Origin of the sequence: Labedella endophytica (genome assembly GCF_003990045.1) — a bacterium.
In the GTDB taxonomy this organism is placed as follows: Bacteria; Actinomycetota; Actinomycetes; order Actinomycetales; family Microbacteriaceae; genus Labedella; species Labedella endophytica.
Genome location: NZ_RZGZ01000003.1, coordinates 307420 through 331434, shown reverse-complemented (window position 1 = coordinate 331434; position 24015 = coordinate 307420). Strand labels below are relative to the sequence as shown.

At 68.9% G+C, this 24015-nt stretch carries 22 protein-coding genes; 7 read left to right on the top strand and 15 right to left on the bottom strand.

Going from position 1 to position 24015, the window contains the following annotated elements:
• The first annotated feature begins 2 nt into the window (after positions 1-2).
• Positions 3-569, top strand: a complete 567-nt coding sequence (locus ELQ94_RS12590) for a CoA-binding protein (RefSeq protein ID WP_208007680.1) — start codon at positions 3-5, stop codon at positions 567-569.
• A 35-nt stretch (positions 570-604) separates the two neighbouring features.
• On the opposite strand, the gene ELQ94_RS12585 is transcribed toward ELQ94_RS12590, so the two are convergent.
• From ELQ94_RS12585 to ELQ94_RS12545, 9 genes are all read right to left on the bottom strand, one after another.
• Positions 605-1474 (bottom strand): endo alpha-1,4 polygalactosaminidase, encoded by an 870-nt coding sequence (locus ELQ94_RS12585; RefSeq protein WP_127050705.1) that lies wholly within the window; start codon positions 1472-1474, stop codon positions 605-607.
• On the bottom strand, positions 1471-2172 hold the full coding sequence (locus ELQ94_RS12580; protein ID WP_127050704.1) for a LysR family transcriptional regulator substrate-binding protein: 702 nt from the start codon (positions 2170-2172) through the stop codon (positions 1471-1473). Before ELQ94_RS12580 ends, ELQ94_RS12585 begins: the two co-directional genes overlap by 4 nt.
• 19 nt (positions 2173-2191) lie before the next feature.
• Positions 2192-4099, bottom strand: coding sequence for a thioredoxin domain-containing protein (locus ELQ94_RS12575; RefSeq protein WP_127050703.1), 1908 nt, complete (start codon positions 4097-4099; stop codon positions 2192-2194).
• Positions 4100-4101: 2 nt separating this feature from the next.
• Positions 4102-4989 (bottom strand): DUF1684 domain-containing protein, encoded by an 888-nt coding sequence (locus tag ELQ94_RS12570; protein ID WP_127050702.1) that lies wholly within the window; start codon positions 4987-4989, stop codon positions 4102-4104.
• A 48-nt stretch (positions 4990-5037) separates the two neighbouring features.
• Complete coding sequence (locus ELQ94_RS12565; protein WP_127050701.1) at positions 5038-5865, bottom strand: aldo/keto reductase; 828 nt, start codon at positions 5863-5865, stop codon at positions 5038-5040.
• A gap of 82 nt (positions 5866-5947) precedes the next feature.
• Positions 5948-6778 carry an ABC transporter permease gene (locus ELQ94_RS12560; protein ID WP_127050700.1) on the bottom strand — a complete coding sequence of 277 codons (831 nt, stop codon included), beginning with the start codon at positions 6776-6778 and terminating at the stop codon, positions 5948-5950.
• Entirely contained in the window at positions 6775-7737 is a 963-nt protein-coding gene (locus ELQ94_RS12555) for an ABC transporter ATP-binding protein (protein ID WP_127050699.1), read from the bottom strand. The genes ELQ94_RS12560 and ELQ94_RS12555 overlap by 4 nt, the downstream gene beginning before the upstream one ends.
• Positions 7734-8030, bottom strand: coding sequence for a transcriptional regulator (locus ELQ94_RS12550; RefSeq protein WP_127050698.1), 297 nt, complete (start codon positions 8028-8030; stop codon positions 7734-7736). The genes ELQ94_RS12555 and ELQ94_RS12550 overlap by 4 nt, the downstream gene beginning before the upstream one ends.
• Positions 8023-8715 (bottom strand): hypothetical protein, encoded by a 693-nt coding sequence (locus tag ELQ94_RS12545; protein WP_127050697.1) that lies wholly within the window; start codon positions 8713-8715, stop codon positions 8023-8025. The genes ELQ94_RS12550 and ELQ94_RS12545 overlap by 8 nt, the downstream gene beginning before the upstream one ends.
• A 97-nt stretch (positions 8716-8812) precedes the next feature.
• On the opposite strand from ELQ94_RS12545, the gene hrpA reads away from it, so the two are divergent.
• A complete protein-coding gene (gene hrpA, locus ELQ94_RS12540; protein ID WP_127050696.1) occupies positions 8813-12661 on the top strand; it encodes an ATP-dependent RNA helicase HrpA in 3849 nt (1282 codons plus the stop codon).
• 209 nt (positions 12662-12870) lie between these two features.
• On the opposite strand, the gene ELQ94_RS12535 is transcribed toward hrpA, so the two are convergent.
• The gene (locus tag ELQ94_RS12535) at positions 12871-13710 is read right to left on the bottom strand and encodes a sulfurtransferase (RefSeq protein ID WP_127050695.1); all 840 of its coding nucleotides are present in this window, start codon (positions 13708-13710) and stop codon (positions 12871-12873) included.
• 142 nt (positions 13711-13852) lie between these two features.
• Here ELQ94_RS12535 and ELQ94_RS12530 point away from each other — a divergent pair, with 142 nt between their 5' ends.
• Together ELQ94_RS12530 and ELQ94_RS12525 are read left to right on the top strand one after the other, a co-directional pair.
• Positions 13853-14443 carry a flavin reductase family protein gene (locus tag ELQ94_RS12530; protein WP_424977337.1) on the top strand — a complete coding sequence of 197 codons (591 nt, stop codon included), beginning with the start codon at positions 13853-13855 and terminating at the stop codon, positions 14441-14443.
• A 138-nt stretch (positions 14444-14581) separates the two neighbouring features.
• Entirely contained in the window at positions 14582-14761 is a 180-nt protein-coding gene (locus tag ELQ94_RS12525; RefSeq protein ID WP_127050693.1) for a hypothetical protein, read from the top strand.
• Between the two features lie 302 nt (positions 14762-15063).
• On the opposite strand, the gene nrdF is transcribed toward ELQ94_RS12525, so the two are convergent.
• Genes nrdF through nrdH form a run of 4 tightly spaced genes read right to left on the bottom strand, consistent with a single transcriptional unit; the run spans position 15064 to position 18923 of the window.
• Positions 15064-16038 carry a class 1b ribonucleoside-diphosphate reductase subunit beta gene (nrdF, locus tag ELQ94_RS12520; protein ID WP_106561743.1) on the bottom strand — a complete coding sequence of 325 codons (975 nt, stop codon included), beginning with the start codon at positions 16036-16038 and terminating at the stop codon, positions 15064-15066.
• 54 nt (positions 16039-16092) lie between these two features.
• A complete protein-coding gene (gene nrdE / locus ELQ94_RS12515) occupies positions 16093-18225 on the bottom strand; it encodes a class 1b ribonucleoside-diphosphate reductase subunit alpha (protein WP_127050692.1) in 2133 nt (710 codons plus the stop codon).
• Entirely contained in the window at positions 18222-18677 is a 456-nt protein-coding gene (gene nrdI, locus ELQ94_RS12510; protein ID WP_127050691.1) for a class Ib ribonucleoside-diphosphate reductase assembly flavoprotein NrdI, read from the bottom strand. The genes nrdE and nrdI overlap by 4 nt, the downstream gene beginning before the upstream one ends.
• A gap of 12 nt (positions 18678-18689) precedes the next feature.
• A complete protein-coding gene (gene nrdH, locus ELQ94_RS12505; RefSeq protein ID WP_127050690.1) occupies positions 18690-18923 on the bottom strand; it encodes a glutaredoxin-like protein NrdH in 234 nt (77 codons plus the stop codon).
• A 410-nt stretch (positions 18924-19333) separates the two neighbouring features.
• Between nrdH and ELQ94_RS12500 the strand changes: the two genes are divergently transcribed.
• Positions 19334-20542 (top strand): MFS transporter, encoded by a 1209-nt coding sequence (locus ELQ94_RS12500; protein ID WP_127050689.1) that lies wholly within the window; start codon positions 19334-19336, stop codon positions 20540-20542.
• Between the two features lie 98 nt (positions 20543-20640).
• On the opposite strand, the gene ELQ94_RS12495 is transcribed toward ELQ94_RS12500, so the two are convergent.
• Positions 20641-21252 (bottom strand): NADPH-dependent FMN reductase, encoded by a 612-nt coding sequence (locus tag ELQ94_RS12495; RefSeq protein ID WP_127050688.1) that lies wholly within the window; start codon positions 21250-21252, stop codon positions 20641-20643.
• A 417-nt stretch (positions 21253-21669) separates the two neighbouring features.
• On the opposite strand from ELQ94_RS12495, the gene ELQ94_RS12490 reads away from it, so the two are divergent.
• Entirely contained in the window at positions 21670-22863 is a 1194-nt protein-coding gene (locus ELQ94_RS12490) for a DUF4349 domain-containing protein (protein WP_127050687.1), read from the top strand.
• Positions 22864-24015 (top strand): acyl-CoA dehydrogenase family protein, encoded by a 1152-nt coding sequence (locus ELQ94_RS12485; protein WP_127050686.1) that lies wholly within the window; start codon positions 22864-22866, stop codon positions 24013-24015.

Here is a 24015-nt window from a genome sequence, read left to right as displayed (position 1 = left end):
TTATGACCGATCTCGTGGAGACGCGACTGCAGAACGGCCTCACGTGCGCCCTGCCCGCGAGCTCACCGCTCGCGAAGCTCCTGCACAGCCAGCGCACGTGGACGGGACCGGACGCGAAGCAGCGCCTGCAGATCCTCCGGAACGCCCGCTCGATCGCGATCGTCGGAGCGTCGCCCAATCCGGCCCGCTCGAGCTTCTTCGTGGGCACCTACCTGCAGCAGTCCTCGGACTACCGCGTGTACTTCGTGAACCCCAACGCGGACGAGATCCTGGGGCAGAAGGCGTACCCCGACCTCGCGTCCCTCCCGGAGGTGCCCGACATCGTCGACGTGTTCCGGAAGCCATCGGACATCCCGTCGGTCGTCGACGAAGTCCTCGCGATCGGCGCGAAGACGATCTGGGTGCAGCTCGGCATCTGGAACGAGGAGGCGGCGTACGACGCGGAGGCCCGAGGGCTCACCGTCGTCATGGACCGCTGCATCAAGGTCGAGCACGCCCGCTTCCACGGCGGCCTCCACCTGCTCGGGTTCGACACGGGCCAGATCTCGGCGCGCAAGCAGATCCGCTAGCGTCCCGGCAGGCGATCGATCCCAGCGGGAGAGAGTCAGCAGGTCTCGAAGACGTAGCCGGGTTCGCCGCTCGGCAGGAGGTCCCGGTCGCGGAGGACGACGGAGGGCGGTGTCGTGGGATCGGCGCACACGTCGGCGAAGGAGCCACGGAGGTCGTCCGTGTATTCGATGTCGATGACGGATGAGCCGTACACGTCGGTGTACGCGGCGCACTCCTCGAACCGGTGGCACTCCTCGGACACGGCGAAATCGAAGCCGACCGTTCGCTTCAGGTCCCCCGACAACTCGGCGGCGTTCTTCTGCCCGATCGCCATCCCGTCGGCGTGAGCGCGTTCGGCGAAGAGGGCCGCGAGCGCGATGTTGTCCTCCGCCGCGAGCTGGTCCCCCGAGCGCGAGAAGCTGTCGAGGTTGTCGATCTCGACCGCCTGGAATCCGGCGTCGGAGCAACCGTCGATGATCGAACCGATCACCCCCATGATCGCGAGCCGATTCGCCGGCGTCGACGTGTCGAGCACGTACTCGTCGGGCCAATTGGGGTCGGCGAACGGTTCGCCGTCGACGTGGAGGACGAGCTCCGGACGTTCGGCGAGCCACTCCTCCGACTCGCCCGGCTGCGTCTGGAATCCGTTGACGTAGCAGATGGACCACACCCCGGCTGCGGGCTCCTCGGTGCTGTCGCGCGCCACGATCCCGACTCCGTCGGCCGGCGGATACGCTCCGCCGAGCTGGTAGTCGACCCCGGCACCCGCCGGGAAGGGAGCGTGCGACACGCCCGTGGTCGCCTCCGGAGGCAGCCGGAGATGGTCGACGGGATCCTCGGGCGAGCCGCACGCCGCGAGGCTCGTCACGAGGAGGGCCGCCGTCGCGAGTGCCGCAATTCGTGCGCGGTGTCGTTCGGCCCTCATCGGCGCTTCGGTCGCTTTCCACGCGGCGTTCGCGGGCGCAGCGGGGCACGCGCGGCAGGCTTGCGCGGTTCCATTCGCCGCTTCTTCTCCGGCTCGGGCTCGGGCTCGGGCTGGCGACCGCGCGAACTGTTGGCACGACGGCCGCGGACGACTCCGACGAAGTCCTGCAGATCGTCCGCGAGCTGCGGCGACGCGTCCTCGGTCGAGCGCTTCCAGACGAGGGCGACGCGCGTCGTCGGGGCGTCCCGGAGGATCCGCCACTCGAGTCCCTTGCCCCCGGCGGCACGGGCGACGGACTGCGGGAGCACGATGACCCCGACCCCCGCACGGACGACCTCCGTCGTCTCGAGCAGCGCGGCATCCGTCGGATGGACGACCTCCCCGTCGAGGTCGGCGAGACCGAGGTCGTCGGCGGCCGTGAGGTCGGAGTCCGCCGACATCAGCACGACGGCGAGCTCCTCGTACAGCGGGATGACGTGGAAGTCGTCCGGATCCACGTCGAGTGGCAGGCGGACGAGGGCCATGTCGGCCTGTCCGGAGACGAGCGGGTCGAGCTGGCGGTCCTGCTCGGTGGGGAGGAGGTGCAGGAGGGCGGCGGGATGGCGCTCGTCCCAGATGCGCTGCCACTTCCCGGGGAGCACGCCACGGACGAACGAGAGGGTCAGCGAACCGTCATCGCTCGCGTGTCCTGTCGTCATGTGGGCCTCCCCCACGAGCCTATAAGGCGTCAGGACCCTCCGATGCACCACCGTCGGTCGCGAGGGCCTCGGCGAGGCCTGCGCGGTCCGTGACCGGGAGCCGGCACACGAAGTCGCGGCAGACGTAGGCCGTGGCCGCACCGCCGACGGCGTCACGCGCCGCGAAGAGCTCGAAACCGGCATCCGCGAGAGCGCGCGCGGTCGCCCCCGTGACCGACGCTGTGAGGGTCGGCCGCGGATCGGTGCGGATCGAGTCCGTCAGCGGGTCGGCTGCGCGAGACAACCCGTCAGGTCGCACGATGACGAGTTGCAGGAGCTCGTCCGCGAGCCGGGTCGCGACGCGCAGCGAGGTGCCGAAGGAGACCGGCGAGGCCTCAGCGAGCGACGCGACGGAGGCCACCACCCGTTCGGCCGCGACCCGATAGCGGCGCTCCCCCGTGAGCACGTGGAGGACGAACGCCGCCTCGGCGCACGCGCTCCGCCCCGACGGGTAGGCACCTTCCGACGGGTCGCCCGCGAGAGCGAGGCCGCGGGCGACGAGCACGGGATCGCCTCCGCCGGGTTCCTGGAAGACCCCGTCGTCGTCGAGCACGGCGTCGAGCACGCCGCGACCGGCGATCACGAGGTCGGCTCGATCCGCTGCGAGTCCCACGGCGACGAGCGCCGACGAGAACAGGCCGTGGTCCTCGAGAGTCGCGACGGCGGTCGACGGCCGACCGTCGAGCGAGGCGCGCACGAGCGAGCCGTCGGGCCGGACATGAGAGACGAGCAGGGCGTCCGCGACCTCCACCGCCCCGGAGAGCCAAGCGTCGACGCCGAACGCCTCACCCGCGCGGGCGAGCGCGCCGATCGCGAGGCCGTTCCACCCCGTCAGCACCTTGCGGTCGAGCGACGGCGGTGCTTCGTTTCGACGCTCCTCGACCGAGAGAGCGAAGTAGCCGCCCTCGGACCGTTCGCCGCGTACCGTGCTCTCGGAGTCCTGGGCGCTCGCGAAGCCGCTGGAGCCTCCCGAGGAGGACGGGAGCCGGAGCGTCTCGAGCAGGAATCGCGCGACACCGGATGCGGCATCGGCGGCCCAACCTCTGCTGCGGTCGTGGGCCCAGGCCGTCGTGTAGGCGTCGAGAAGCAGGGCGTTGTCGTAGAGCATGCGCTCGTAGTGCGGCACCGACCAATCGGCCTCCGTCGCGTACCGGAAGAAACCCCCCTCGACCGGATCGCGCAGGTCGGACGCCGCCATGCGCTCGAGCGAGCGGGCGGCCAACGCGTCGGCGCCCGCGTCGAGGAGGAACTGGAGCGCCGGCGCGACGGGGAACTTCGGAGCGCCGCCGAAGCCACCGTTCACCGGGTCCTCGACCGCCTCCATCGCGACGACGGATCGCTGGATCGCCGCCGCATCGGGCACGCCGTCGGCGCCGGACGTGGTCGGGAGGGAGGAACGCACCGCGTTCGCGATGGCGGCGCCGGTGGCCTCCGCCTGCTCACGCCTGTTCGTCCACGCGTCCACGACCGCACCGATGACCCTGCGGAACGAGGGGTGGCCCTGCACATCGACGGGCGGGAAGTACGTGCCGGCGAAGAACACCTCGCCGCCGGGGGTCGTGAAGACGGACAGCGGCCACCCGAGGTTGGGGGTGAACGCGCTCGCGGCGGCGAGGAAAGCGGCGTCGACCCCCGGGTGCTCCTCGCGGTCGACCTTGATGCTCACCACGGCATCGCCGAGGAGAGCGGCGATCTCGGGGTCGGAGAAGCTCTCTCTGGCCATGACGTGGCACCAGTGGCACGTGGCGTAGCCGATGGAGACGAACACGGGTACGTCCCGCCGGCGGGCCTCGGCGAAGGCCTCCTCGCCCCACGGCCACCAGTCCACGGGATTGTCGGCGTGGGCGAGCAGATACGGACTCACGGCGTCTGCCAGGCGGGAGGCCATGCTCAGGAGACCGGATCCGACGGGGCCGTGGAGTCGGACGGCGCCGTCGCGGGGACGAGCACGGTCTCACCGGCGCGAACGGGCGTCGTGAAACGGTTGTTCCCGGGCGGCAGCGGGCACACGTACTCGTCGCTGAAGGCGCAGGGAGGCAGGTAGGCCCGGTTGAAGTCGACCGTCACGATGCCGTCGGGACCCGGGGCGGGCATCCCGAGGAACCGGAAGCGATAGCTCTCCCGTCCGCTCGTCCCGTCGGCGATGACGGCCCGCAACCCGGACGGTCCGCCCGTGACGGTGAGCTCGAGGGCCTCGTCGCCCACGGTGAGTGCGACCGCGCCGGCGAGGCGCTCTTCGGCGACGTACCCGTCGATCGCCGTGACGGCGAACGTGGCCGACGGATCCGCCGGAGTGAATCGTCCGTCGATGACCCAGCGAGGATCCGGCGGGAAGTGACCGATGTCGGTGGTCGAACGCCGAACGGGTGACTCGGGATCGAGGACGCGGAGCGCGAGAGCACCGTCACGGTCGAAGAACCGCAAGCGGCCCTCGCCCACGGCGAGCTCCCCTCCCGGAGACAGGCTCACGGCACCGCCGACGACGGCCCCGACCGCCTCGCCGTCCCGGAGGACGGGAAGACCGTCGAGGTCGTCGCCGTGGCCGACGATCACGTCGATGTCGGACCACCACTCACCGGGCACGCCGGGGAGCCGCTGGGGCTCCCCGGTGAGCCAGTGAGTGGCCGTGAGCGCGGCGATCCCCAGCGGCGAGAGCGTTGCCCGCAGCCGCGCCCGGTGCCAGGCGTTCCACGTGCGCTCGAACCGCTCGACCTCGCCCTCGCCGGCGGAGTCCTCGTCCCACGCCGTGGGTGCCGCGCCGTTGTCCGACGTGCTCATCGCCCGCTCCGTTCGATCATGCGTATTCGGTGGTGCGTGCTCGGTGGATCAGTTGACCTCGTCGGGGTGGGCGCTCACGCGGCCGCCGCGCTCGAGGCCCGAGATGGCGTCGATCTCGTCCGCCGTGAGCTCGAACCCGAAGAGGTCGAGGTTCTCGCGGATGCGCTCGGCCGAGTTCGACTTGGGGAAGACGATGTTGCCGATCTGCAGGTGCCACTTGAGGACGGCCTGCGCGGGGCTGACCCCGTGTGCGGCTGCGGCCGCGGCGACGGGCTCCTCGTCGAAGAGGGGATACTTGCCCTGTCCGAGCGGGCCCCAGGCCTCGATGTGGATGCCGTTCTCACGGCTGAACTCGGTGACGTCGCGCTGCTGGTACGCCGGGTGGAGCTCGATCTGGTTCACCGCTGGGACGGTCCCGCCCTCGGCGATGATGCGCTCGAGGTGCGGCACGAGGAAGTTCGAGACGCCGATCGAGCGCGACTTGCCGTCGGCCGCGATCTGCTCGAGGGCATGCCACGACTCCACGTAGCGGTCCTTCTGCGGCGTGGGCCAGTGGATGAGGTAGAGGTCGACGTGGTCGAGCCCGAGCTTGTCGAGGCTGCGGTCGATCGCGGCGTACGCGGAATCGGTGCCCTGGTCGTCGTTCCAGAGCTTCGTCGTGATGTAGAGCTCGTCGCGCGGGATGCCCGAGGCGGCGATGGCACGGCCGACGCCCTCCTCGTTGCCGTAGATCGCGGCGGTGTCGATGTGGCGGTAGCCGGCCTCGAGCGCGTCGGTGACGATGCGCTCGGTCTCGGCCGGGTCGACCTTGAAGACGCCGAAGCCGAGCTGCGGGATCGAGTAGCCGGAATTGAGCTGGATGGTGGGAACAGTCATGATCTCAACGCTACCGACCGCGTCCGACAGTGGGCACCGGGTTGCGTTCTCGTTCGCCGTCCGCGGAACCGGTGTCCTCGCCTCAGCGGAATCGGCGCCCCTGGTCGCGGCGCATCAGCACGAGGACGAGCGCGAGCAGCAGACCTGTGGACACGAGCGCCCCGACCGGCGCCCACCATTCGAGCGAACCTCCCTGAACGGCCCAGATCACGAGTTCCCGCGCCTGACGGGTCGGCAGGAAGCGCGAGAGGGCGTCGAGCCACGCGGGGAACATCATCGGCGGGAGGAAGAGTCCTCCCCCGAAGGCGAGCGCGAACATGATCACCTGGACGACCGCGATCGCGGCCTTCGAAGGGAACGTCAGACCGATCGCCATTCCGATGAACATCGACGGCAGTCCCGAGAGGCCGAGCATCACGAACCCGAGGACGATCTGCACTGCCGAGGCCTCCGCCGCCGTGGCGAGGGCTCCGATCACGACGAGCGGCACGATCGCCACGAGACCGAGCGTGCCCGTCGCCAGCACGAGCCCCGCGACGCGCACGATCCCGGGCGCCGGGAGGGTACGGAGATAGGGGTCCCACGGCTTCTCCCGGTTCTCGGCGATGCTGATGCCGTAGCCGAAGAGCCCGTTCGACATGATCGCGAAGACGGACAGCGAGATGACGGCCTGCGTCGCGAAGAGCGGGTCGTCCGCGACCGCCCGCTGCGGCACGACGAAGAACAACAGCGCGAGCGCCGGGAAGACGAGCGAGCCGATCACGGCGATCGGCACGCGCACCGTCTCCAGCAGGTTGAAGCGCGCGTGCACGAGGGAGAGCCGCGCGGCGCGACGGATCGCGGCGAGCCGCGAGGGCTGCGGCGAGCCGGTCTCCGCCCCGGCTCGTCGGGGCGTGCGTGTCGTGGTCGTCATGCGCTCATCCGTTCATGGGAGGTGATTGCGGGGGATGCGTCGGCGTCCGACGTGAGGGTGAGGAATGCCTCCTCGAGAGTCGCCCTCCGGACGGCGAGTCCTTCGAAGGGTGCGCCGGAGACGACGAGGGAGCGCACGAAGGCGTCCGAGTCGCGCACCCAGACGGTGACCCCGGATGCCGCTGCTGCGGGATCGACGTCGTCCACGCGCACGACGCCGTCGAGGGATCGCACACGCTCCGGATCGACGCGATCGAGCGTCACGCGGCGGAGGCCCACGCGCCCGAGCACACCAGCCAGATCGTCGTCCGCGAGGACGCGGCCGTTCCCCATCACGACCACGCGCTCCGCGAGCGCCTCGATCTCCTCGAGGTAGTGGCTCGTCACGACGATGGTCGCGCCACGTTCGTGCTGACGACGCAGCGCACTCCACAGCGTGTGCCGCGCGTCCACGTCGAGTCCGGTCGTGGGTTCGTCGAGGAGCACGAGGCGCGGGTTGCCGATGAAGGCGAGGGCGACGGCCAGCCGGCGCTTCTGTCCGCCGGACAGCGCTCCGGTCTGCTTCCTCATGAGGGGCTCGAGCCCGAACTCCGCCGCGATCGTCCCGCGGTCGGCTGCATCGTCGAAGTGGGCGGCGACGAAGTCGAGCACCTCCGAGACGCGGAGGGTGTCGGGCAACCCCGTCTCCTGCGGGGTGCACCCGAGGCGCTGTCGCGCCCGCGGGTCGTCGGGGGCGAGCCCGAAGATCTCGACCCTGCCGCTCGTCGCCCGCCGACGCCCCTCGAGAAGGGACAGGAGCGTGGTCTTGCCCGCGCCGTTGGGGCCGAGGAGACCGACGATCGAACCCGGCGCGATGTCGAGCGACACGTCGTCGAGAGCGACGACGTCGCCGAAGCGACGGCTGACGCCCGTGAGTCGGGCGAGCGGGCGGGTGTCCGTCGTGGTGTCCTGTGTGGTCATGATCCTTCTCCCAACAGCGCTCGGAGCGCCGTCATGTAGTCCTCGAACGCCCGGCGCCCCGCGGCGCTGAGCTCGACGTAGGTGGCGGGTGTGCGGTCGTTGTGGGTCTTCGTGACGATCACGTAGTCCGCGTCCTCGAGCTTCCGAAGGTGGGTCGAGAGATTGCCGGCCGTCATGTCGAGCAACTGCTGGAGCCGGGGGAAGCTGACCTGCGCATCGGCACCGAGGGCTGCGAGGGTCGACATGATGCGCAGCCGTGCCTGCGCGTGGATGACCGGATCGAGCTCAGCCACGCGACGGCGCTCCGACCATCCGGCGATCGCGGCGGGAACGCGCGACGAGGAGGACGACCCCGTAGACGAGGAAGGCCCCTCCCCCGGCGAGCGACATCACGAGGTAGTTGCCCGGCGAGCCGAAGTAGGGCGCGACGATGCCGATGAACAGGATCCAGCCTCCGACGACGATCATCGAGCGGTCGGAGAAGAGAGCGGCACCGAAGAGGTACAGGATGCCGACGACGATGCAGTAACCCGCCGGGAAGTAGAGCGCGGCCACCTCGGCCGACATGCCGGCGCGGAACAGTGCGCCCGCGAGCATCGGGACGGCCAGGCAGCCGAGAGCCCAGGTGATCCCATAGATCCTCGCCTGCACCTGCTGCGGCCCCTTCACTCCCGCGCCCGTCCGTGTGCCGACGACGCCCGAGATGACGATCCCCGCGATCATGAGAACCACGAAGACCGCCGCTGCGGGCCCCGCCGGCACCGCGATCGGGCTGGCAGACGACGCCGACCAGAGGGCCAGGAATCCGATGGTCCAGGCAACGCCCCAGGTGACCACGATGATGGTCGTCGGCGTCTGGTAGAAGTCCTCCACGCGGTGTTCCTGGGCCCGCGTGAGGGCGAGCATCTCCGCGGGGGTCATCGGGGCGTCGTCGTCGTGGGCGTCTGACGCAGCGGGTGTGTCGTGTGGATCGGTCATATGTACTTTGTACCGCAAACTACTCTGCGAGGTCAATAGGTTTGCTCTTCCCGATCCGAGGACGGGAGACCTCTCGCTGGCCGTACGATGGAGGGCTATGCTTCCCGCGATCGTGTATCCCCCCGAGCTGCCCGTCAGCGCCATGCGCGACGACATCGCGGCGGCGATCCGGGACAACCAGGTCGTGATCGTGGCGGGCGAGACGGGCTCGGGCAAGACGACGCAGCTGCCCAAGATCTGCCTCGAGCTCGGCCGGGAGAACATCGGCCACACGCAGCCCCGCCGCATCGCGGCGCGCACGATCGCCGAGCGCATCTCCGACGAGCTCGGCACGGAGCTCGGCGGCATCGTCGGCTACCAGGTGCGCTTCACCGACACCGTCTCGTCCGACACGAAGATCAAGCTCATGACGGACGGCATCCTGCTCGCGGAGATGCAGCGCGATCGACTCCTCCGCCGGTACGACACGATCATCATCGACGAGGCGCACGAACGCAGCCTCACGATCGATTTCCTCCTCGGCTACCTCAAGCAGCTCCTCCCCCAGCGCCCCGACCTTAAGATCGTCATCACGTCGGCGACGATCGACCCGCAGAGCTTCTCGAAGCACTTCGGCGACGCCCCCATCGTGGAGGTCTCGGGCCGCACCTATCCCGTCGAGGTGCGGTACCGGCCGCTCGTCGCGGAGGCGGGCACGGGGGACGACGAGGACGAGGACGACGCCCCGACGGACGACCGCAATTACATCGAGGGCATCTCCGACGCCCTCGACGAGCTGGCCCGTGAGAGCTCGGGCGACGTGCTCGTCTTCCTGTCGGGCGAGGCGGAGATCCGCGACGCAGCCGACGCCCTCCGATCGAAGTACGCGGGCGAACGGGGCGGCGTCACCGAGATCCTCCCCCTCTACGGACGCCTCAGCTCCGAGGAGCAGCACCGGGTCTTCCGGCCGTCGACCGTCGCCGGAGTGCGGCGACGGGTCGTGCTCGCGACGAACGTCGCCGAGACGAGCCTCACCGTGCCCGGCATCCGGTACGTCATCGACGCCGGTACCGCGCGCATCTCCCGCTACAGCACGCGGTCCAAGGTGCAGCGGCTGCCGATCGAGGCGATCTCGCAGGCCTCGGCCCGCCAGCGCTCCGGTCGCGCGGGACGCACGAGCGCGGGCATCGCGATCCGGCTCTACTCCGAGGAGGACTTCGAGCGCCGCCCGGAGTACACCGAGCCGGAGATCCTCCGCACAGGGCTCGCCGCGGTCATCCTGCAGATGGTGTCGCTCGGACTCGGCGACATCCAGGACTTCCCGTTCCTCCAGCCACCGGATACCCGCGGGGTGCGCGACGGACTCGACCTCCTCGCCGAGCTCGGCGCCCTGAACGATCCGCGATCGTCGTCGCCGACGCTCACGCGCACCGGTAAGGACCTCGCCCGCCTGCCGATCGACCCGCGCTTCGCCCGCATGATCGTGGAGTCCCGCCGCTGGAACACCACGCGCGAGGTTCTCGCGATCGTCGCGGCGCTCACGATTCAGGACCCGCGCGAGCGTCCCCTCGAGCAGCGCGGCCGCGCCGACGAGCTGCACGCCCGCTTCGCCGACCCCACGAGCGACTTCCTCACCCTGCTCAACCTCTGGAACCACCTCGAGGAGAAGCAGCGCGAGCTCTCGTCGAGCGCCTTCCGCCGCTTGTGCCGGTCGGAGTTCCTCAACTACATGCGGGTGCGCGAGTGGCAGGACGTGTATCGGCAGCTCAAGCGCCTCGCGAAACCGCTGCGCCTCACCGTCGGCGAGCCCGCCGTGAACCCCGACGGAATCCACCGTTCCCTGCTTTCCGGGCTCCTCTCGCACATCGGTGTGAAGGACCAGGCCGCCGCCGCGGCGACGAAGCCGTCGGGCGCGGGCCGCGACCGCAAGACCCCGGGCCCGCCCAAGAAGGGCGACTACGTGGGTGCGCGCGGCATGCGCTTCGTCATCTTCCCGGGTTCCGCCCTGTCGAAGAAGCAGCCGAACGCCGTGATGAGCGCCGAGCTCGTCGAAACCTCCCGGCTCTTCGCGCGCAACAACGCGTCGATCGACCCCGCGTGGGCCGAGCAGATCGCCGGAGACCTCTGCAAGCGCAGCTACTCCGAGCCGCATTGGGAGAAGAAGCAGGGCGCTGTCGTGGCCTACGAGAAGGTCACGCTGTACGGGGTGCCGATCGTGCCGAAACGGCGTGTCCAGTACAAGAAGATCGACCCCGAGCTGAGCCGCGAGCTGTTCATCCGCCACGCCCTCGTCGAGGGCGAATGGGAGTCGCCGCAGTCGTTCGACCGGGCCAACAAGGCCCTGCGCCGCGAGCTCGAGCAGCTCGAGGAGCGCACCAGGCGACGCGACATCCTCGTCGACGACGAAGCCGTCTTCGACTTCTACGACGCCCGCATCCCCGCCGACGTGGCGTCGACGCGGGACTTCGAGGGCTGGTGGCGCCAGACGCGTGAGAAGACCCCGAAGCTCCTCACGATGACGCGCGCCGATCTCCTCCCGGAGGAAGAGGCCGAGGCGGAGATCGACGAGTCCGTCTTCCCGCCCACGTGGCGCCAGGGCGACCAGAAGCTCCGGCTGCGGTACCGGTTCGATCCGGGCTCGGAAGACGACGGCGTCACGGTGCAGGTGCCGCTCGCGCTTCTACCCCGCCTGTCCCCCGCCGGCTTCGACTGGCAGGTGCCCGGGTTCCGCAAGGACCTCGTGACCGCCATGATCAAGTCGCTCCCGAAGGCCATCCGGCGGAACGTCGTGCCCGCGGCGGACTGGGCGGACAAGCTCCTCGCCGATCTTCCCGCGGAGCCCGACGCCGCCCCGACCACGAACGCCGACACGCTCGCCGCCCGGCTCGCCATGTCGATCAAGCGCCTGTCGTACATGGCGATCGAACCGTCCGACTTCGACGTGGCGCGCGTGCCCGACCACCTGAAGATGAACTTCCGCATCGTGGACGAGCGCGGCCGCGAGGTCGCGACCGGCCGCGACCTCTCGCGTCTCCAGGAGCGGCTCGCCACCCGCTCGCGGCAGTCCGTCGCGACGGTCGCGGAATCCAGCCCCCACGCGATCGAACGACGCGGACTCACGACGTGGGACATCGACGAGCTCCCCCGCTTCATCGACGTGAAGCAGGGCGGCGGGGTCGTCCGGGGGTACCCGACCCTGATCGACGAGGGTGACTCCGTCGCGATCCGCATCGTCGCGACACCCGAGGAGCAGGCGAAGACCCTGCCGGCCGGTGTGCGCCGACTCCTGCGTCTCGCGGTCCCCTCCCCCGCGTCCTACGTCCAGCAGCACCTCACGCAGAACGAGAAGCTCGCCCTCGCGACGAGCCGCTACCCGTCGACGAATGCGCTCTTCGACGACTGCCTGATGGCGTGCATCGACGACGTCCTGTACCGCGTGAGCCCGGACGGTACGGTCTTCCTCCGCGGCCAATACGAGGCCGTCCGGGACAGGGTGTCCGGCGCGGTCATGAACACGATGTTCGACACCGTCTCCCTCGTGGCCCGGATCCTGCTCGCGGTGCGCGCCGCCGACAAGGCGCTCAAGGACGCGACGGGTATGGCCGTGATCGCCCAGGTCGCCGACGCGCGCGCCCAGCTCGACGCGCTCACGGGATCCGGCTTCGTCGGGAACACCGGACTCGCGCGCCTCGCTCACCTGCCCCGCTACATCGGCGGCGTACGGGCGCGGGCCGAGAAGCTCGCCGACAATCCGCATCGGGACCGCGCCTGGATGACCGAGTACCAGACGGCGCTCGAGCGCTACACGGCGGCGGGCGGCACGATCCCCATCGACCCGCACGGCCCCGAGAAGCTCGTGCACGCGCGGTGGATGCTCGAGGAGTACCGCGTGAGTCTGTTCGCGACCCAGCTCGGTACCTCCGAATCCGTGTCCCTGCAGCGCATAACCAAGGTCCTCGCCGGCTGACTGGGTCGCTGCGGTTCCCCGCTCGCCCCCTCTCCACCCGGGGTCTTGCGCACGCAACTGCGTTCTGCGGGGGAAATTTCACGCGCGCCGGGCAGTTGCGTACGCAAAAGCCCACGAGCCGAACTGCTCCCGCGTGCGTCGAGGAGGGGTGGCTCGGTCGGCGAAAGGTGGCGCGCTCGGCGACGTAGGGCCCGGCTCAGAGTGTCTGGTCAGGGGGTCGGGCCGGTGGCGACCGGGCGATCGGGGTGGTTCGACCAGGCGCTCCACGACCCGGGGAACAACCGGGCGTCGATGCCGGCGATCGCGAGAGCCGCGACCGTGTGGGCGGCCGTGACGCCGGAGCCGCAGTAGACGCCCACTTCGGTCTCGGAGGTGGCGCCGAGCGCGGCGAAGCGCTCGCGAAGGGCGTCGACGGAGAGGAAGCGCCCGTCCGGGCCGAGGTTCTCCGAGGTCGGGGCACTCATCGCACCGGGGATGTGACCGGCGCGCGGGTCGATGGGCTCGACCTCCCCCGCGTAGCGCTCCCCCGCTCGCGCATCGAGGAGAGCACCGACAGCCGGGAGCGCCGCGGCCTCGTCGATGTCGAGGGTGCCGCCCGGCGCCGGCGCGCTCAGCGTGACCGTTCCCGCACGCGGCGACGACGGCCCGCTCTGAAGCGGCAGCCCGGCGTCGCGCCAGGCACCCAGGGATCCGTCGAGGATGCGCACGTCCTCCACCCCGTGGTGCCGGAGCAGCCACCATGCCCGCGCGGCCGACATCCCGCCGAGGTCGTCGTACACGACGACGGTGTCCCCGTCATCGATCCCCCAGGATCGCGCGGCGTCCTGGAAGGCCTCGGGGTCCGGAAGCGGGTGACGACCGTCGGTCGGTTCGCCGCGTCCGGCGAGCTCACGGCCGAGGTCGACGAACACCGCTCCCGGGAGGTGTCCGGCCTCGAACTCGGGGCGGCCGTTCGGGCGGTCGAGCCGCCACCGCACGTCGAGAACACGCACGGGTGAACCCGATCCGATGAGCGCGTGGAGGTCCTGAGCCGAGATGAGCACCGTCATCCGATCAGCCTATTCGGGCGCCGGCGCGCGTCACAGACGGTAACCCGGCTTGCCCGCCGGAGGAGAAGAGACGATGTTGGAATGCGACGGCGCCCCCGCGCGTTGTCACCCGCAGAGAGAGACACGAGGAACCACGGTGAGCATCACGGACCCCGCAGCATTCCCGAACTCCGGCGCCGCATCGGCCGACCACCCGTCGGCCCGTCACACCTTCGAGGGCGTCGGCCCCGACGAGTTCAAGGCGATCTTCCGCCACCACGCCGCGGGTGTGTCCCTCATCACGGCGGACGCAGGCGCCGGACCGGCCGCCCTCACCGCGACGTCCGTCTTCTCCGTGAGCGCCGAGCCGCCCATCTTCGTCTTCTCGATCTCGTCGTCGTCCTCGGCCGCCCCGGTCATCACCACGGCCGAGACGCTCGTGGTGCACATCCTCGACGCCGACCGCCTCGACCTCGCGAAGCTCGGAGCCACGAGCGGTATCGATCGTTTTGCAGACACGACCGCGTGGTCGCGGCTTGCCACCGGCGAACCCGTCTTCACCGGCGTCAGCACGTGGATCCGCGGGCGCGTGATCAACCGCATGGAAGCGGGCAACTCCACGATCATCGCGGTGCATGCCCTCGAGACCAGCCAGTCGTCGACGTCCCCCGATGCGCGTGAGCACGGCGCCCCACTCGTCTACCACAACCGCACATGGCACTCGCTCGGGGAGCACTCGGCGCTCGACTCCTGAGCGGTTCGCGTCCCGGTACGCGCTGCCCCGGTTGCGGCCGTCCAGAAATTCTCGGCCGACCCGCGTCATGATCCGTCCGATCGTGCATCTTCTCCAGTGAGAGCGTCCGAGGGGGACGCGGAGGAGGACGAAACGACCATGGATCGCGTACTGAATCGGGCCTGGAACATCGTACGGGGCACGGGCACCACCCGGGCCGTCGGAACGGTGTACGTGCCCGACCGGATGGCGTCCGCGGCGGAACGTCGGTACTTCGACTCACTCGTCGGCCGGGAGGACGTGCGTCACGACCCGAACGTGGTGCTCGTCGCCGGCTGACGCGCGCGGGCGGTCGCCGTCGGCGTCGTGTTCCTCCGGGGGGAGGGATCACGCTCGCCCGGCGACCGCCCCGTGCGCACCACCGACTCACACCCATCCGATTCGCGATGGCGTTCCGAACGTCTCGTCATGGGATGGGGGTGCCCGTCGGTGCCGCCATCCCGTCCATGCGCCGCGCTCCCGCTGCGCCGGCCGCATGGAAACGCCGCACGGCGCGGGCTCTTGGTCTCATCTTCCGGGGGGAAGGTGGACGCCGGCCCGCGCCGTGCGGCGCATCATGCGTGGGTACGCGGAGGTCGTGACTAGAAGTCCCAGTCCTCGTCTTCCGTGTTGACGGCCTTGCCGATCACGTAGGAGGAGCCCGACCCCGAGAAGAAGTCGTGGTTCTCGTCCGCGTTGGGCGAGAGCGCCGACAGGATCGCCGGGTTCACGTCGGTCACGGTCTTCGGGAACATCGGCTCGTAGCCGAGGTTCATGAGGGCCTTGTTCGCGTTGTAGTGCAGGAACTTCTTGACGTCCTCGGTGAGGCCGACGCCGTCGTACAGGTCCTGCGTGTACTGGATCTCGTTGTCGTAGAGCTCGTACAGGAGGCTGAACGTGTAGTCCTTGATGTCCTGACGCTCCGACTCCGTGAGCTTCTCGAGCCCTTTCTGGAACTTGTAGCCGATGTAGTAACCGTGCACGGCCTCGTCACGGATGATGAGGCGGATCATGTCGGCCGTGTTGGTGAGCTTGGCGCGGCTCGACCAGTACATCGGCAGGTAGAAGCCGGAGTAGAAGAGGAACGACTCGAGCAGCGTCGAGGCGGCCTTGCGCTTCAGGGGCTCGTCGCCGCGGTAGTACTCCATGACGATCGAGGCCTTCTTCTGAAGGTTCGGGTTCTCAGTCGACCAGCGGAACGCGTCGTCGATCTCGCGCGTCGACGCGAGCGTCGAGAAGATCGACGAGTAGCTCTTCGCGTGCACCGACTCCATGAACGCGATGTTCGTGTAGACGGCCTCCTCGTGCGGCGTGATCGCGTCGGGGATGAGCGACACGGCACCGACGGTGCCCTGCAGCGTGTCGAGGAGCGTGAGCCCCGTGAACACGCGCATCGTCAACTGCTGCTCGTCGGGCGTGAGCGTGTTCCACGACTGGACGTCGTTCGACAGCGGCACCTTCTCGGGCAGCCAGAAGTTGTTCACGAGGCGGTTCCACACCTCGACGTCCTTCTCGTCCTCGATGCGGTTCCAGTTGATGGCCTGGACCGAATCGATGAGCTTGAGCTTGTCAACCACGGGAGGGTCTTCTTTCCGGGAGTTCGGTGGTGATGGGGGTGGACGATGCAGGGGCTACAGCATGCAGCTGACGCAGCCCTCGACCTCGGTACCTTCGAGGGCGAGCTGGCGCAGACGGATGTAGTAGATGGTCTTGATGCCCTTGCGCCATGCGTAGATCTGCGCCTTGTTGATGTCGCGCGTGGTGGCGGTGTCCTTGAAGAACAGCGTGAGGGACAGGCCCTGGTCCACGTGCTGCGTCGCCGCGGCGTACGTGTCGATGATCTTCTCCGGGCCGATCTCGTACGCGTCGGTGTAGTAGTCCAGGTTGTCGTTCGTCATGAACGGCGCCGGGTAGTACACGCGACCGAGCTTGCCCTCCTTGCGGATCTCGATCTTCGACGCGATCGGGTGGATCGACGACGTCGAGTTGTTGATGTACGAGATGGAGCCCGTGGGCGGCACGGCCTGCAGGTTCTGGTTGTAGATGCCGTGGGCCTGGATGGACGCCTTGAGCGCGACCCAGTCCTGCTGCGTGGGGACGACGACGTTCGACTGCGCGAAGAGCTCGCGCACACGCTCGGTCTCGGGGACCCATTCGCGGTCGATGTACTTGTCGAAGAACGCACCGGACGCGTAGGTCGAGTCCTCGAAGCCGTCGAACGTCGTGCCCCGCTCGATGGCGATCTCGTTCGACGCGCGGAGCGCGTGGAACAGCACCGAGTAGAAGTAGATGTTCGTGAAGTCGATGCCCTCTTCGCTTCCGTAGTGGATGCGCTCGCGGGCGAGGTAGCCGTGCAGGTTCATCTGGCCGAGGCCGATGGCGTGCGACTTGTCGTTGCCGTCCTCGATCGAGCGCACCGACGTGATGTGGCTCTGGTCGGAGACCGACGTGAGCCCGCGGATCGCGGTGTTGATGGTGCGACCGAAGTCGGGCGAGTCCATCGTCAGCGCGATGTTGAGCGAGCCGAGGTTGCAGGAGATGTCCTTGCCGATCTCGTTGTACGAGAGGTCCTCGTTGTACGTCGTCGGGGTGTTGACCTGCAGGATCTCCGAGCAGAGGTTCGACATGTTGATGCGGCCCTTGATGGGGTTCGCACCGTTCACGGTGTCCTCGAACACGATGTAGGGGTAGCCGGACTCGAACTGGATCTCCGCGAGCGTCTGGAAGAAGTCGCGCGCCTTGATCTTGGTCTTCTTGATGCGGGCGTCGTCCACCATCTCCTGGTACTTCTCGGTGACCGAGATGTCACCGAAGGGCACTCCGTAGACGCGCTCGACGTCGTACGGGGAGAAGAGGTACATGTCCTCGCCCTTCTTGGCGAGGTCGAACGTGATGTCGGGGATGACGACACCGAGCGAGAGGGTCTTGATGCGGATCTTCTCGTCGGCGTTCTCGCGCTTCGTGTCGAGGAAGCGGAGGATGTCCGGGTGGTGGGCCGAGAGGTACACCGCGCCGGCACCCTGACGCGCACCGAGCTGGTTCGCGTAGCTGAAGGAGTCCTCGAGCAGCTTCATCACGGGGATGATGCCGGAGGACTGGTTCTCGATCTGCTTGATCGGGGCGCCGGACTCGCGGATGTTCGAGAGCGAGAGGGCCACGCCGCCACCGCGCTTCGAGAGCTGCAGGGCGGAGTTGATGCCGCGGGCGATCGACTCCATGTTGTCCTCGATGCGGAGGAGGAAGCAGCTGACGAGCTCGCCGCGCTGCGCCTTGCCCGAGTTGAGGAACGTCGGGGTGGCCGGCTGGAAGCGGCCGGCGATGATCTCCTCGACGAGGTTCGTCGCGAGTTTCTGGTCGCCGTCGGCGAGACCGAGCGCGGTCATGACCACGCGGTCCTCGAAGCGCTCGAGGTAGCGCTTCCCGTCGAACGTCTTGAGCGTGTAGGACGTGTAGTACTTGAACGCGCCGAGGAACGTCTGGAAGCGGAACTTCTTCGAGTAGGCGAGGTCGTTGAGGCCCTCGATGAAGTCGAACGGGTACTTGTCGAGCACGTCCTGCTCGTAGTACTGCTTCTCGACCAGGTAGTCGAGGCGTTCCTTCAGCGAGTGGAAGAAGACGGTGTTCTGGTTGACGTGCTGGAGGAAGTACTCCCTGGCCGCCTCACGGTCCTTGTCGAACTGGATCTCACCGTTCGGCCCGTAGAGGTTGAGCATCGCGTTGAGGGAGTGGTAGTCCATCCCCTGGACCGCCGGGATCTCCGTCATTGTCTGTTCCAAAACTGTTCCAATCCGTCGTGGACGTTCTCGACGTCCTCGGGTGTGCCGAAGACTTCGAATCGATAGAGGCTCGGCACGTTGCACTTGGCCGAGATGATGTCTCCGGCGCGGCCGTAGGCCTCGCCGAAGTTGGTGTTCCCCGCCGCGATGACTCCGCGGATCAGGGAACGGTTGTGTGGGTCGTTGAGGAAGCGGATGACCTGCTTGGGGACGGCGCCGCCCTCGGTCCCGCCACCGTAGGTGGGGAGGATGAGGACGTACGGCTCGTCGACCGTCAGGGCCGGATCCTTCGCGAAGAGGGGGATCCGTTTCGCCGGCAGAGCCAGCTTGTCCATGAATCGTTTCGTGTTGCCCGACACGCTCGAGAAGTACACGAGCCGTGTCGTCGTGGTGCCTCCCGTGAGATCACGCGGCACCGCTTCGCGGATGGCGCTGCTCATGCGGGCCGACGCTTACGCGAGACGCTGAGCGAGCTCTTCGATCTTGTCGGGGCGGAAGCCCGACCAGTGGTCCTCGTCGGCGATGACGACGGGGGCCTGCAGGTAGCCGAGCGACTTGACGGCTTCGAGCGCCTTCTCGTCGGCGGAGAGGTCGAGGACCTCGTATTCGATGCCCTTGCTGTCGAGCGCGCGGTACGTGGCCGTGCACTGGACGCAGGAGGGCTTCGTGTAAACGGTGATCGCCATGATGGGGACCTTTCTCCTCGAGAACTGTTCGTGTGGGAAGTTGACTGCCGGTGGGGGTCTCGAGGCGGGATCTCGATGAGAGATCCGCGCGGTCCGAGCCACATCATGTGGTGTTTCCTACCAGGCTTCCGATACTACATCTAGTGAGTGGAAACCGCCCGCACCCCAAGGGGTAGTAGTTACACGGATGTAGTTTTCCACGGGGTTATCCACCGAAATCACGAGTTATCCACTCCTTTGTCCACCGATCGGGTGCCGACCCCCGAACGGGAGAAAGTGCCGATTCCGGAGCAAAAACGAAGCAGGGGAACGACGATCTCTCCACAGAAGAAAACGTATTTGGGACCACCGACATTCCACATGCCACGCATATCTCGACGGCGTGTCGCGGAGCCATACACTGTTGTCCTGTGTCCAGCTATCGCAGCCTCCTCTCGGCCCCCGGTGTCGGCCGGATCATCGCTGCGCAGCTCGTCGCGCGCTTCCCGTTCGGGATGCTGTCGCTCGCCTTCCTCCTGCACATCGAGCAGGTGACCGGCTCCTACGGCGCGGCCGGTCTCGTGCTCGCCGCGACGAGCATCGGCCAGGGCATCGCCGGTCCTCTCACGAGCCGGTGGATGGGCTCGTGGGGGATGCGCAAGGTGCTCGTCACCACACTGTGCGTCTCGGTCGTCGTCGTGACGACGATCGCCCTCGCAACGCTCCCCGTCCCCCTCTACATGGTGCTCGGCTTCCTCGCCGGGATCAGCACTCCCCCGATCCAGCCGGCCGTCCGCACGATCTACCCGAAGATGGTGACGTCGTCGCAACTGACGCCGCTGTTCTCCCTCGACGCGTCCGCGCAGGAGATCATCTGGGTGCTCGGTCCCGTCATCACGACGTTCGTCTCCACGCAGGTCGGCACCGTGTGGGGCATCCTGCTCGCCGTGCTCATCATGGTGGGTGGCGGCATCTGGTTCATCGCCTCCCCCGAGGTCGGTCGCGTCCGCATCCCGCGCAGCAGGCGATCGATCGGCAAGGTCCTCGCCAAGCCGCCGGTCCTGCTCGCCACCGTCGTCGGATTCCTCCTCATCGGCGCGTGCTCGGCCATCGAGGTCGGCGTCGTCGCGACGTTCGGTCACGACGGACTCGAGGCCGGGATCGTGCTCGCGGTGTTCTCCGCCGGCAGCCTCGCGGGCGGACTCGCCCTCGGGCACGTCCCGATCGGCCCGTGGGCGCTCGCACGACGGATGTTCATCGTCTTCGCCGGAGTCGCCCTCGCCTCGTTGTTCCTCAACGAGTGGTGGCTGGCCGTCACCCTCTTCATCGCGGGCGTCGGCATCGCGCCGGCCCTCGCCGTGCTCTTCGCGATCGTCTCGTCGAGCGTCAAGTTCAGCGACACCGCCGAGGCCTACGGGTGGGTCGGCACGGGTCAGCTCATCGGCGCCGCGCTCGGGTCCGCTGTGGCGGGGTTCCTCATCGACGAGAACGGTCCGGGCGGAGCGTTCACGGCCGCGATCGCGCTCGCGTTCGTCGGATTCGTCGTCCCCGCCCTCGGCAAACGCTGGCACCCGGACCTCCGCGGTCGCGATGCGAGCCCGTTGGCCGACACGGAGCCGGTTCCCATCCAGCCCTCCTGATCAGGAGAGCCGGGGGCGGGCGGAGCGGTCGCCGCGCTTCGTAACGCCGGAAGGGGCCGCCTCTCGGCGACCCCTTCCTCTGCACGTGCGGTATCGGCTCAGCGCACGAGGACGGCGTCGCGGCGCACGAGTGCGAGCGAGGCGTCGAGGTCCTTCAGCTCGATGAGCAGCGAGTCGAGAGCGGCCGACTGGCGGTCGCTCGGTGTGAAGAATCCGTCGTCGATCTGACGGCGCGTGAACGGGATGTCGACCGAGGCCGCCGCCGGGATGAGGCCGAGGCCCTGGAGGACGGGGAGGAGTCCAGCCACGCCGCGGGTACCGCCGGCGACCCCTCCGTAGCTGACGAAGCCCACCGGCTTGCGGGACCACTCGTGGTACAGGTAGTCGATCGCGTTCTTGAGGGCGGGCGAATACGAGTGGTTGTACTCGGGCGCCACGAAGACGAACGCGTCGGCATCCGCGACGCGCCGGCTCCATGCCTGCGTGTGGCGGTAGCGGTACTGGCCGAGCTTCGGGTCGTTCGGCTCGTTCATGAAGGGCAGGTCGAGCTCGCCGAGGTCGACGAAGTCGATCTCGAAGCCGCCGACCTCCGACACGCGATCGTGCACCCAGAGGGACACGGGCAGCCCGGCGCGGCCGGGGCGGACGCTGCCGACGATGATCATGAGTTTGAGGGGGTCGCTGTGGGTGCGATCGTTGGAAATGGGCATGCACAAGCCTCCTGAGGGCATCTGTCGTTCGGGTTCAACAGTGCGGAGGGTGCGGCTCCACGACTGGGGCAGGACACGCTCATCCGGGGGGAACGACGGTCCTACGGGGATGCTCCGCTGGTCCGGGGGAACCACTGAAGCGGATACCGTCCTCGGGTTTCGGGGCCCTCTGATCGGTACGGCGACGATACTCCCGAACGGGGGCCACACGGTAGAGGGCTCGCACGATCAGCGAAATCACCGGTGCCGAATCGAAGGATCGCCAATCATGCGGTCGGGCGACCGCTCCGCTGAATCATCGGACGATATGTCCCTCGGAACGCCTCGTCCACCGCCGATCGTTCGGTCGAGGGCGGCTGATTCGATCGTGAGCAATCCGTGAGGTCGGGTGGTTCCCGCCGCTCGTAGAGTGACACCATGATCCGATCACGCCGCGCCTCGACGATCATCGTCTCCGCCGCCATCGTCGCGTTCGCCCTCACGTCGTGCTCGTCGAACGAGGGCGGGGTCGCACAGGACGCCGGTGGCGCCGGGCAGCCGATACCGGGCGAGCCGCTTCCCGCCCAACCCGTCCCCGGCGATGTCGAGGAGGAGGGGCCGAGCGGTTCGGAACCGGGCGACTCCGCGGCCGACGACGCCGACAGGGCGGTGATCGTGACGGCGACCGTCTCGCTCAGCGACCCCGACCCGATCGCCGTCGCCGACGAGGTCCAGGAGATCACCGAGGCGGCGGGCGGCCGGATCGATCGGCGGAACGACTCCCCCGGTTCGGGAGCGCAGTCCCCGTCGGCCGATCTGGTCCTCCGGGTGCCGAGCGAGTCCCTCGATGCGGTGGTCTCGGACGTGTCCGACCTCGCGGGCGTCGTCTGGTCGAGTGTCGATCGCCAGGACGTGACGGGCTCCGTCACCGACATCACCGCACGCATCGGCGCTCTCGATGCGTCGATCGACCGACTGCTCGCGCTCCTCGACGCCGCCGGTTCGACGACCGACCTCATCACGATCGAGTCCGAGCTCACGACGAGGCAGGCGGAACGCGACAGCCTCGCCGCCCAGGTCGAGTCGCTGTCCGATCAGGTGGAGTTCTCCACCGTCACCGTGAGCATCGGTGTGCCCGACGAGGTGGACCCGACCGGTCCCGGCGACTTCTGGGGAGGGCTCGTCCTCGGCTTCACCTCGCTCGGCGCCTTCCTCTCGGGCCTCATGGTCGTGATCGGCGTCGTCGTACCCTGGCTCCTCCTCCTCGCCCTCGTCGCGGCCGCCATCTGGTGGGCCGCCCGGCGACGGTCGGGGGCTCCTGGACCGACCGCCGGGCGTGGGCCGGCGGCTGCACCGGTGTCTGCTCCTGCTCCGGTGCCCGCTCCAGTGCCTGCACCCGCACCCGCACCTGCGCCTGCGTCTGCGTCGGGCCCTGCACCCGCCGCCCCACCGATCTCTCCCCGGCCCCCACTGCCGGCCGCGCCTACGCCCGGCACCTCTGCCGCTGAGACTGCGCCCGACTCCCCTCCCGCCACGGCCGCTCCGAAGAAGAAGGCGACGCCCCGATCGAGCGGCGCGAAGGCGACGAGCCCGCGAACCACGAAGACGACCCGAACGACGAAGGACACGTAAATGACCGATCTCCTGAGCGACGAGCTGCTCGCCCGCATCCACGAACGCGCCCCCGGCTACGACCGCGACAACGCCTTCTTCACCGAGGATCTCGACGAGCTCGCGGAGTCCGGATACCTCCGGGCGTTCCTCCCGATCGAACAGGGCGGTCGGGACGCGACACTGCTCGACGTCGCGCGTGCCCAGGCGCGACTCGCCGCCGCGGCTCCGGCCACCGCGCTCGCGATCAACATGCACCTCGTGTGGACGGGTGTGGCGAGGCTCCTCCGCCGGAGCGGGGACGACGCCCTCGCCGAGGTCGAGAAGCGAGCGGCGGCCGGGGAAGTCCTCGCCTTCGGCATCAGCGAGGCGGGGAACGACCTCGTGCTCTTCGGATCCGACACGACGGCGACGCCCGACGGCGACGGCGGCTACACCTTCTCCGGCACGAAGATCTTCACCTCACTCGCCCCCGCCTGGACCTCGCTCGGCGTGACCGGTCTCGACACGGTGTCGCCGGACGGACCGCGGATCGTCTACGCCCTCGTGTCACGGGACGGCGCCACGACGCGCGACGACTGGGACACCCTCGGGATGCGCGCGAGTCAGAGCCGCACGACGATCCTCGACGAGGCGCACGCCCCGGCCGGGGCTGTCCTCCGTCGGCTCGAGGCCGGGCCGAACGCCGACCCGCTCGTCTTCGCCATCTTCGCCCTCTTCGAGACCCTCATCTCCTCCGTCTACACGGGGATCAGCGGCCGCGCTCTCGAGCTCGCGGTCGAGGCGGCATCGGGACGGCGCTCGAAGCGCACGGGCGCCCCGCTGTCCGACGATCCCGACATCCGGTGGCGGATCGCCGAGGCCGCGATGGCTCACGACGCCCTCTGGCCGCAGCTCGAGAGCATCGCGCGGGACGTCGAGGACGGGGTCGACCACGGTGCGCAGTGGTTCCGGGCCCTCGTAGGCCTCAAGACCCGCACGACCGAGACGGCGCGTACCGTCGTCGACCAGGCCATCCGCGTCTCCGGCGGCTCGAGCTTCTTCTCGCGCAACGAGCTCAGCAGGCTGTACCGCGACGTCCTGGCCGGAATGTTCCACCCGTCCGACCCGGAGTCCGCTCACGCGACCGTCGCGACGGTCTTGCTCGGGGCACCGGGGGCCTCGTCGTCCTGA

Bases quoted from the DNA above. Each gene is read 5' to 3' on its own strand.
- ELQ94_RS12575 (WP_127050703.1), bottom strand. From the start codon at position 4,099: ATGGCCTCCCGCCTGGCAGACGCCGTGAGTCCGTATCTGCTCGCCCAC.
- ELQ94_RS12590 (WP_208007680.1), top strand. From the start codon at position 3: ATGACCGATCTCGTGGAGACGCGACTGCAGAACGGCCTCACGTGCGCC.
- ELQ94_RS12580 (WP_127050704.1), bottom strand. From the start codon at position 2,172: ATGACGACAGGACACGCGAGCGATGACGGTTCGCTGACCCTCTCGTTC.
- ELQ94_RS12555 (WP_127050699.1), bottom strand. From the start codon at position 7,737: ATGACCACACAGGACACCACGACGGACACCCGCCCGCTCGCCCGACTC.
- ELQ94_RS12545 (WP_127050697.1), bottom strand. From the start codon at position 8,715: ATGACCGATCCACACGACACACCCGCTGCGTCAGACGCCCACGACGAC.
- nrdI (WP_127050691.1), bottom strand. From the start codon at position 18,677: ATGAGCAGCGCCATCCGCGAAGCGGTGCCGCGTGATCTCACGGGAGGC.
- hrpA (WP_127050696.1), top strand. From the start codon at position 8,813: ATGCTTCCCGCGATCGTGTATCCCCCCGAGCTGCCCGTCAGCGCCATG.
- ELQ94_RS12535 (WP_127050695.1), bottom strand. From the start codon at position 13,710: ATGACGGTGCTCATCTCGGCTCAGGACCTCCACGCGCTCATCGGATCG.
- ELQ94_RS12490 (WP_127050687.1), top strand. From the start codon at position 21,670: ATGATCCGATCACGCCGCGCCTCGACGATCATCGTCTCCGCCGCCATC.
- ELQ94_RS12495 (WP_127050688.1), bottom strand. From the start codon at position 21,252: ATGCCCATTTCCAACGATCGCACCCACAGCGACCCCCTCAAACTCATG.
- nrdE (WP_127050692.1), bottom strand. From the start codon at position 18,225: ATGACGGAGATCCCGGCGGTCCAGGGGATGGACTACCACTCCCTCAAC.
- ELQ94_RS12525 (WP_127050693.1), top strand. From the start codon at position 14,582: ATGGATCGCGTACTGAATCGGGCCTGGAACATCGTACGGGGCACGGGC.
- nrdH (WP_127050690.1), bottom strand. From the start codon at position 18,923: ATGGCGATCACCGTTTACACGAAGCCCTCCTGCGTCCAGTGCACGGCC.
- ELQ94_RS12560 (WP_127050700.1), bottom strand. From the start codon at position 6,778: ATGACGACCACGACACGCACGCCCCGACGAGCCGGGGCGGAGACCGGC.
- ELQ94_RS12585 (WP_127050705.1), bottom strand. From the start codon at position 1,474: ATGAGGGCCGAACGACACCGCGCACGAATTGCGGCACTCGCGACGGCG.
- ELQ94_RS12570 (WP_127050702.1), bottom strand. From the start codon at position 4,989: ATGAGCACGTCGGACAACGGCGCGGCACCCACGGCGTGGGACGAGGAC.
- ELQ94_RS12565 (WP_127050701.1), bottom strand. From the start codon at position 5,865: ATGACTGTTCCCACCATCCAGCTCAATTCCGGCTACTCGATCCCGCAG.
- ELQ94_RS12485 (WP_127050686.1), top strand. From the start codon at position 22,864: ATGACCGATCTCCTGAGCGACGAGCTGCTCGCCCGCATCCACGAACGC.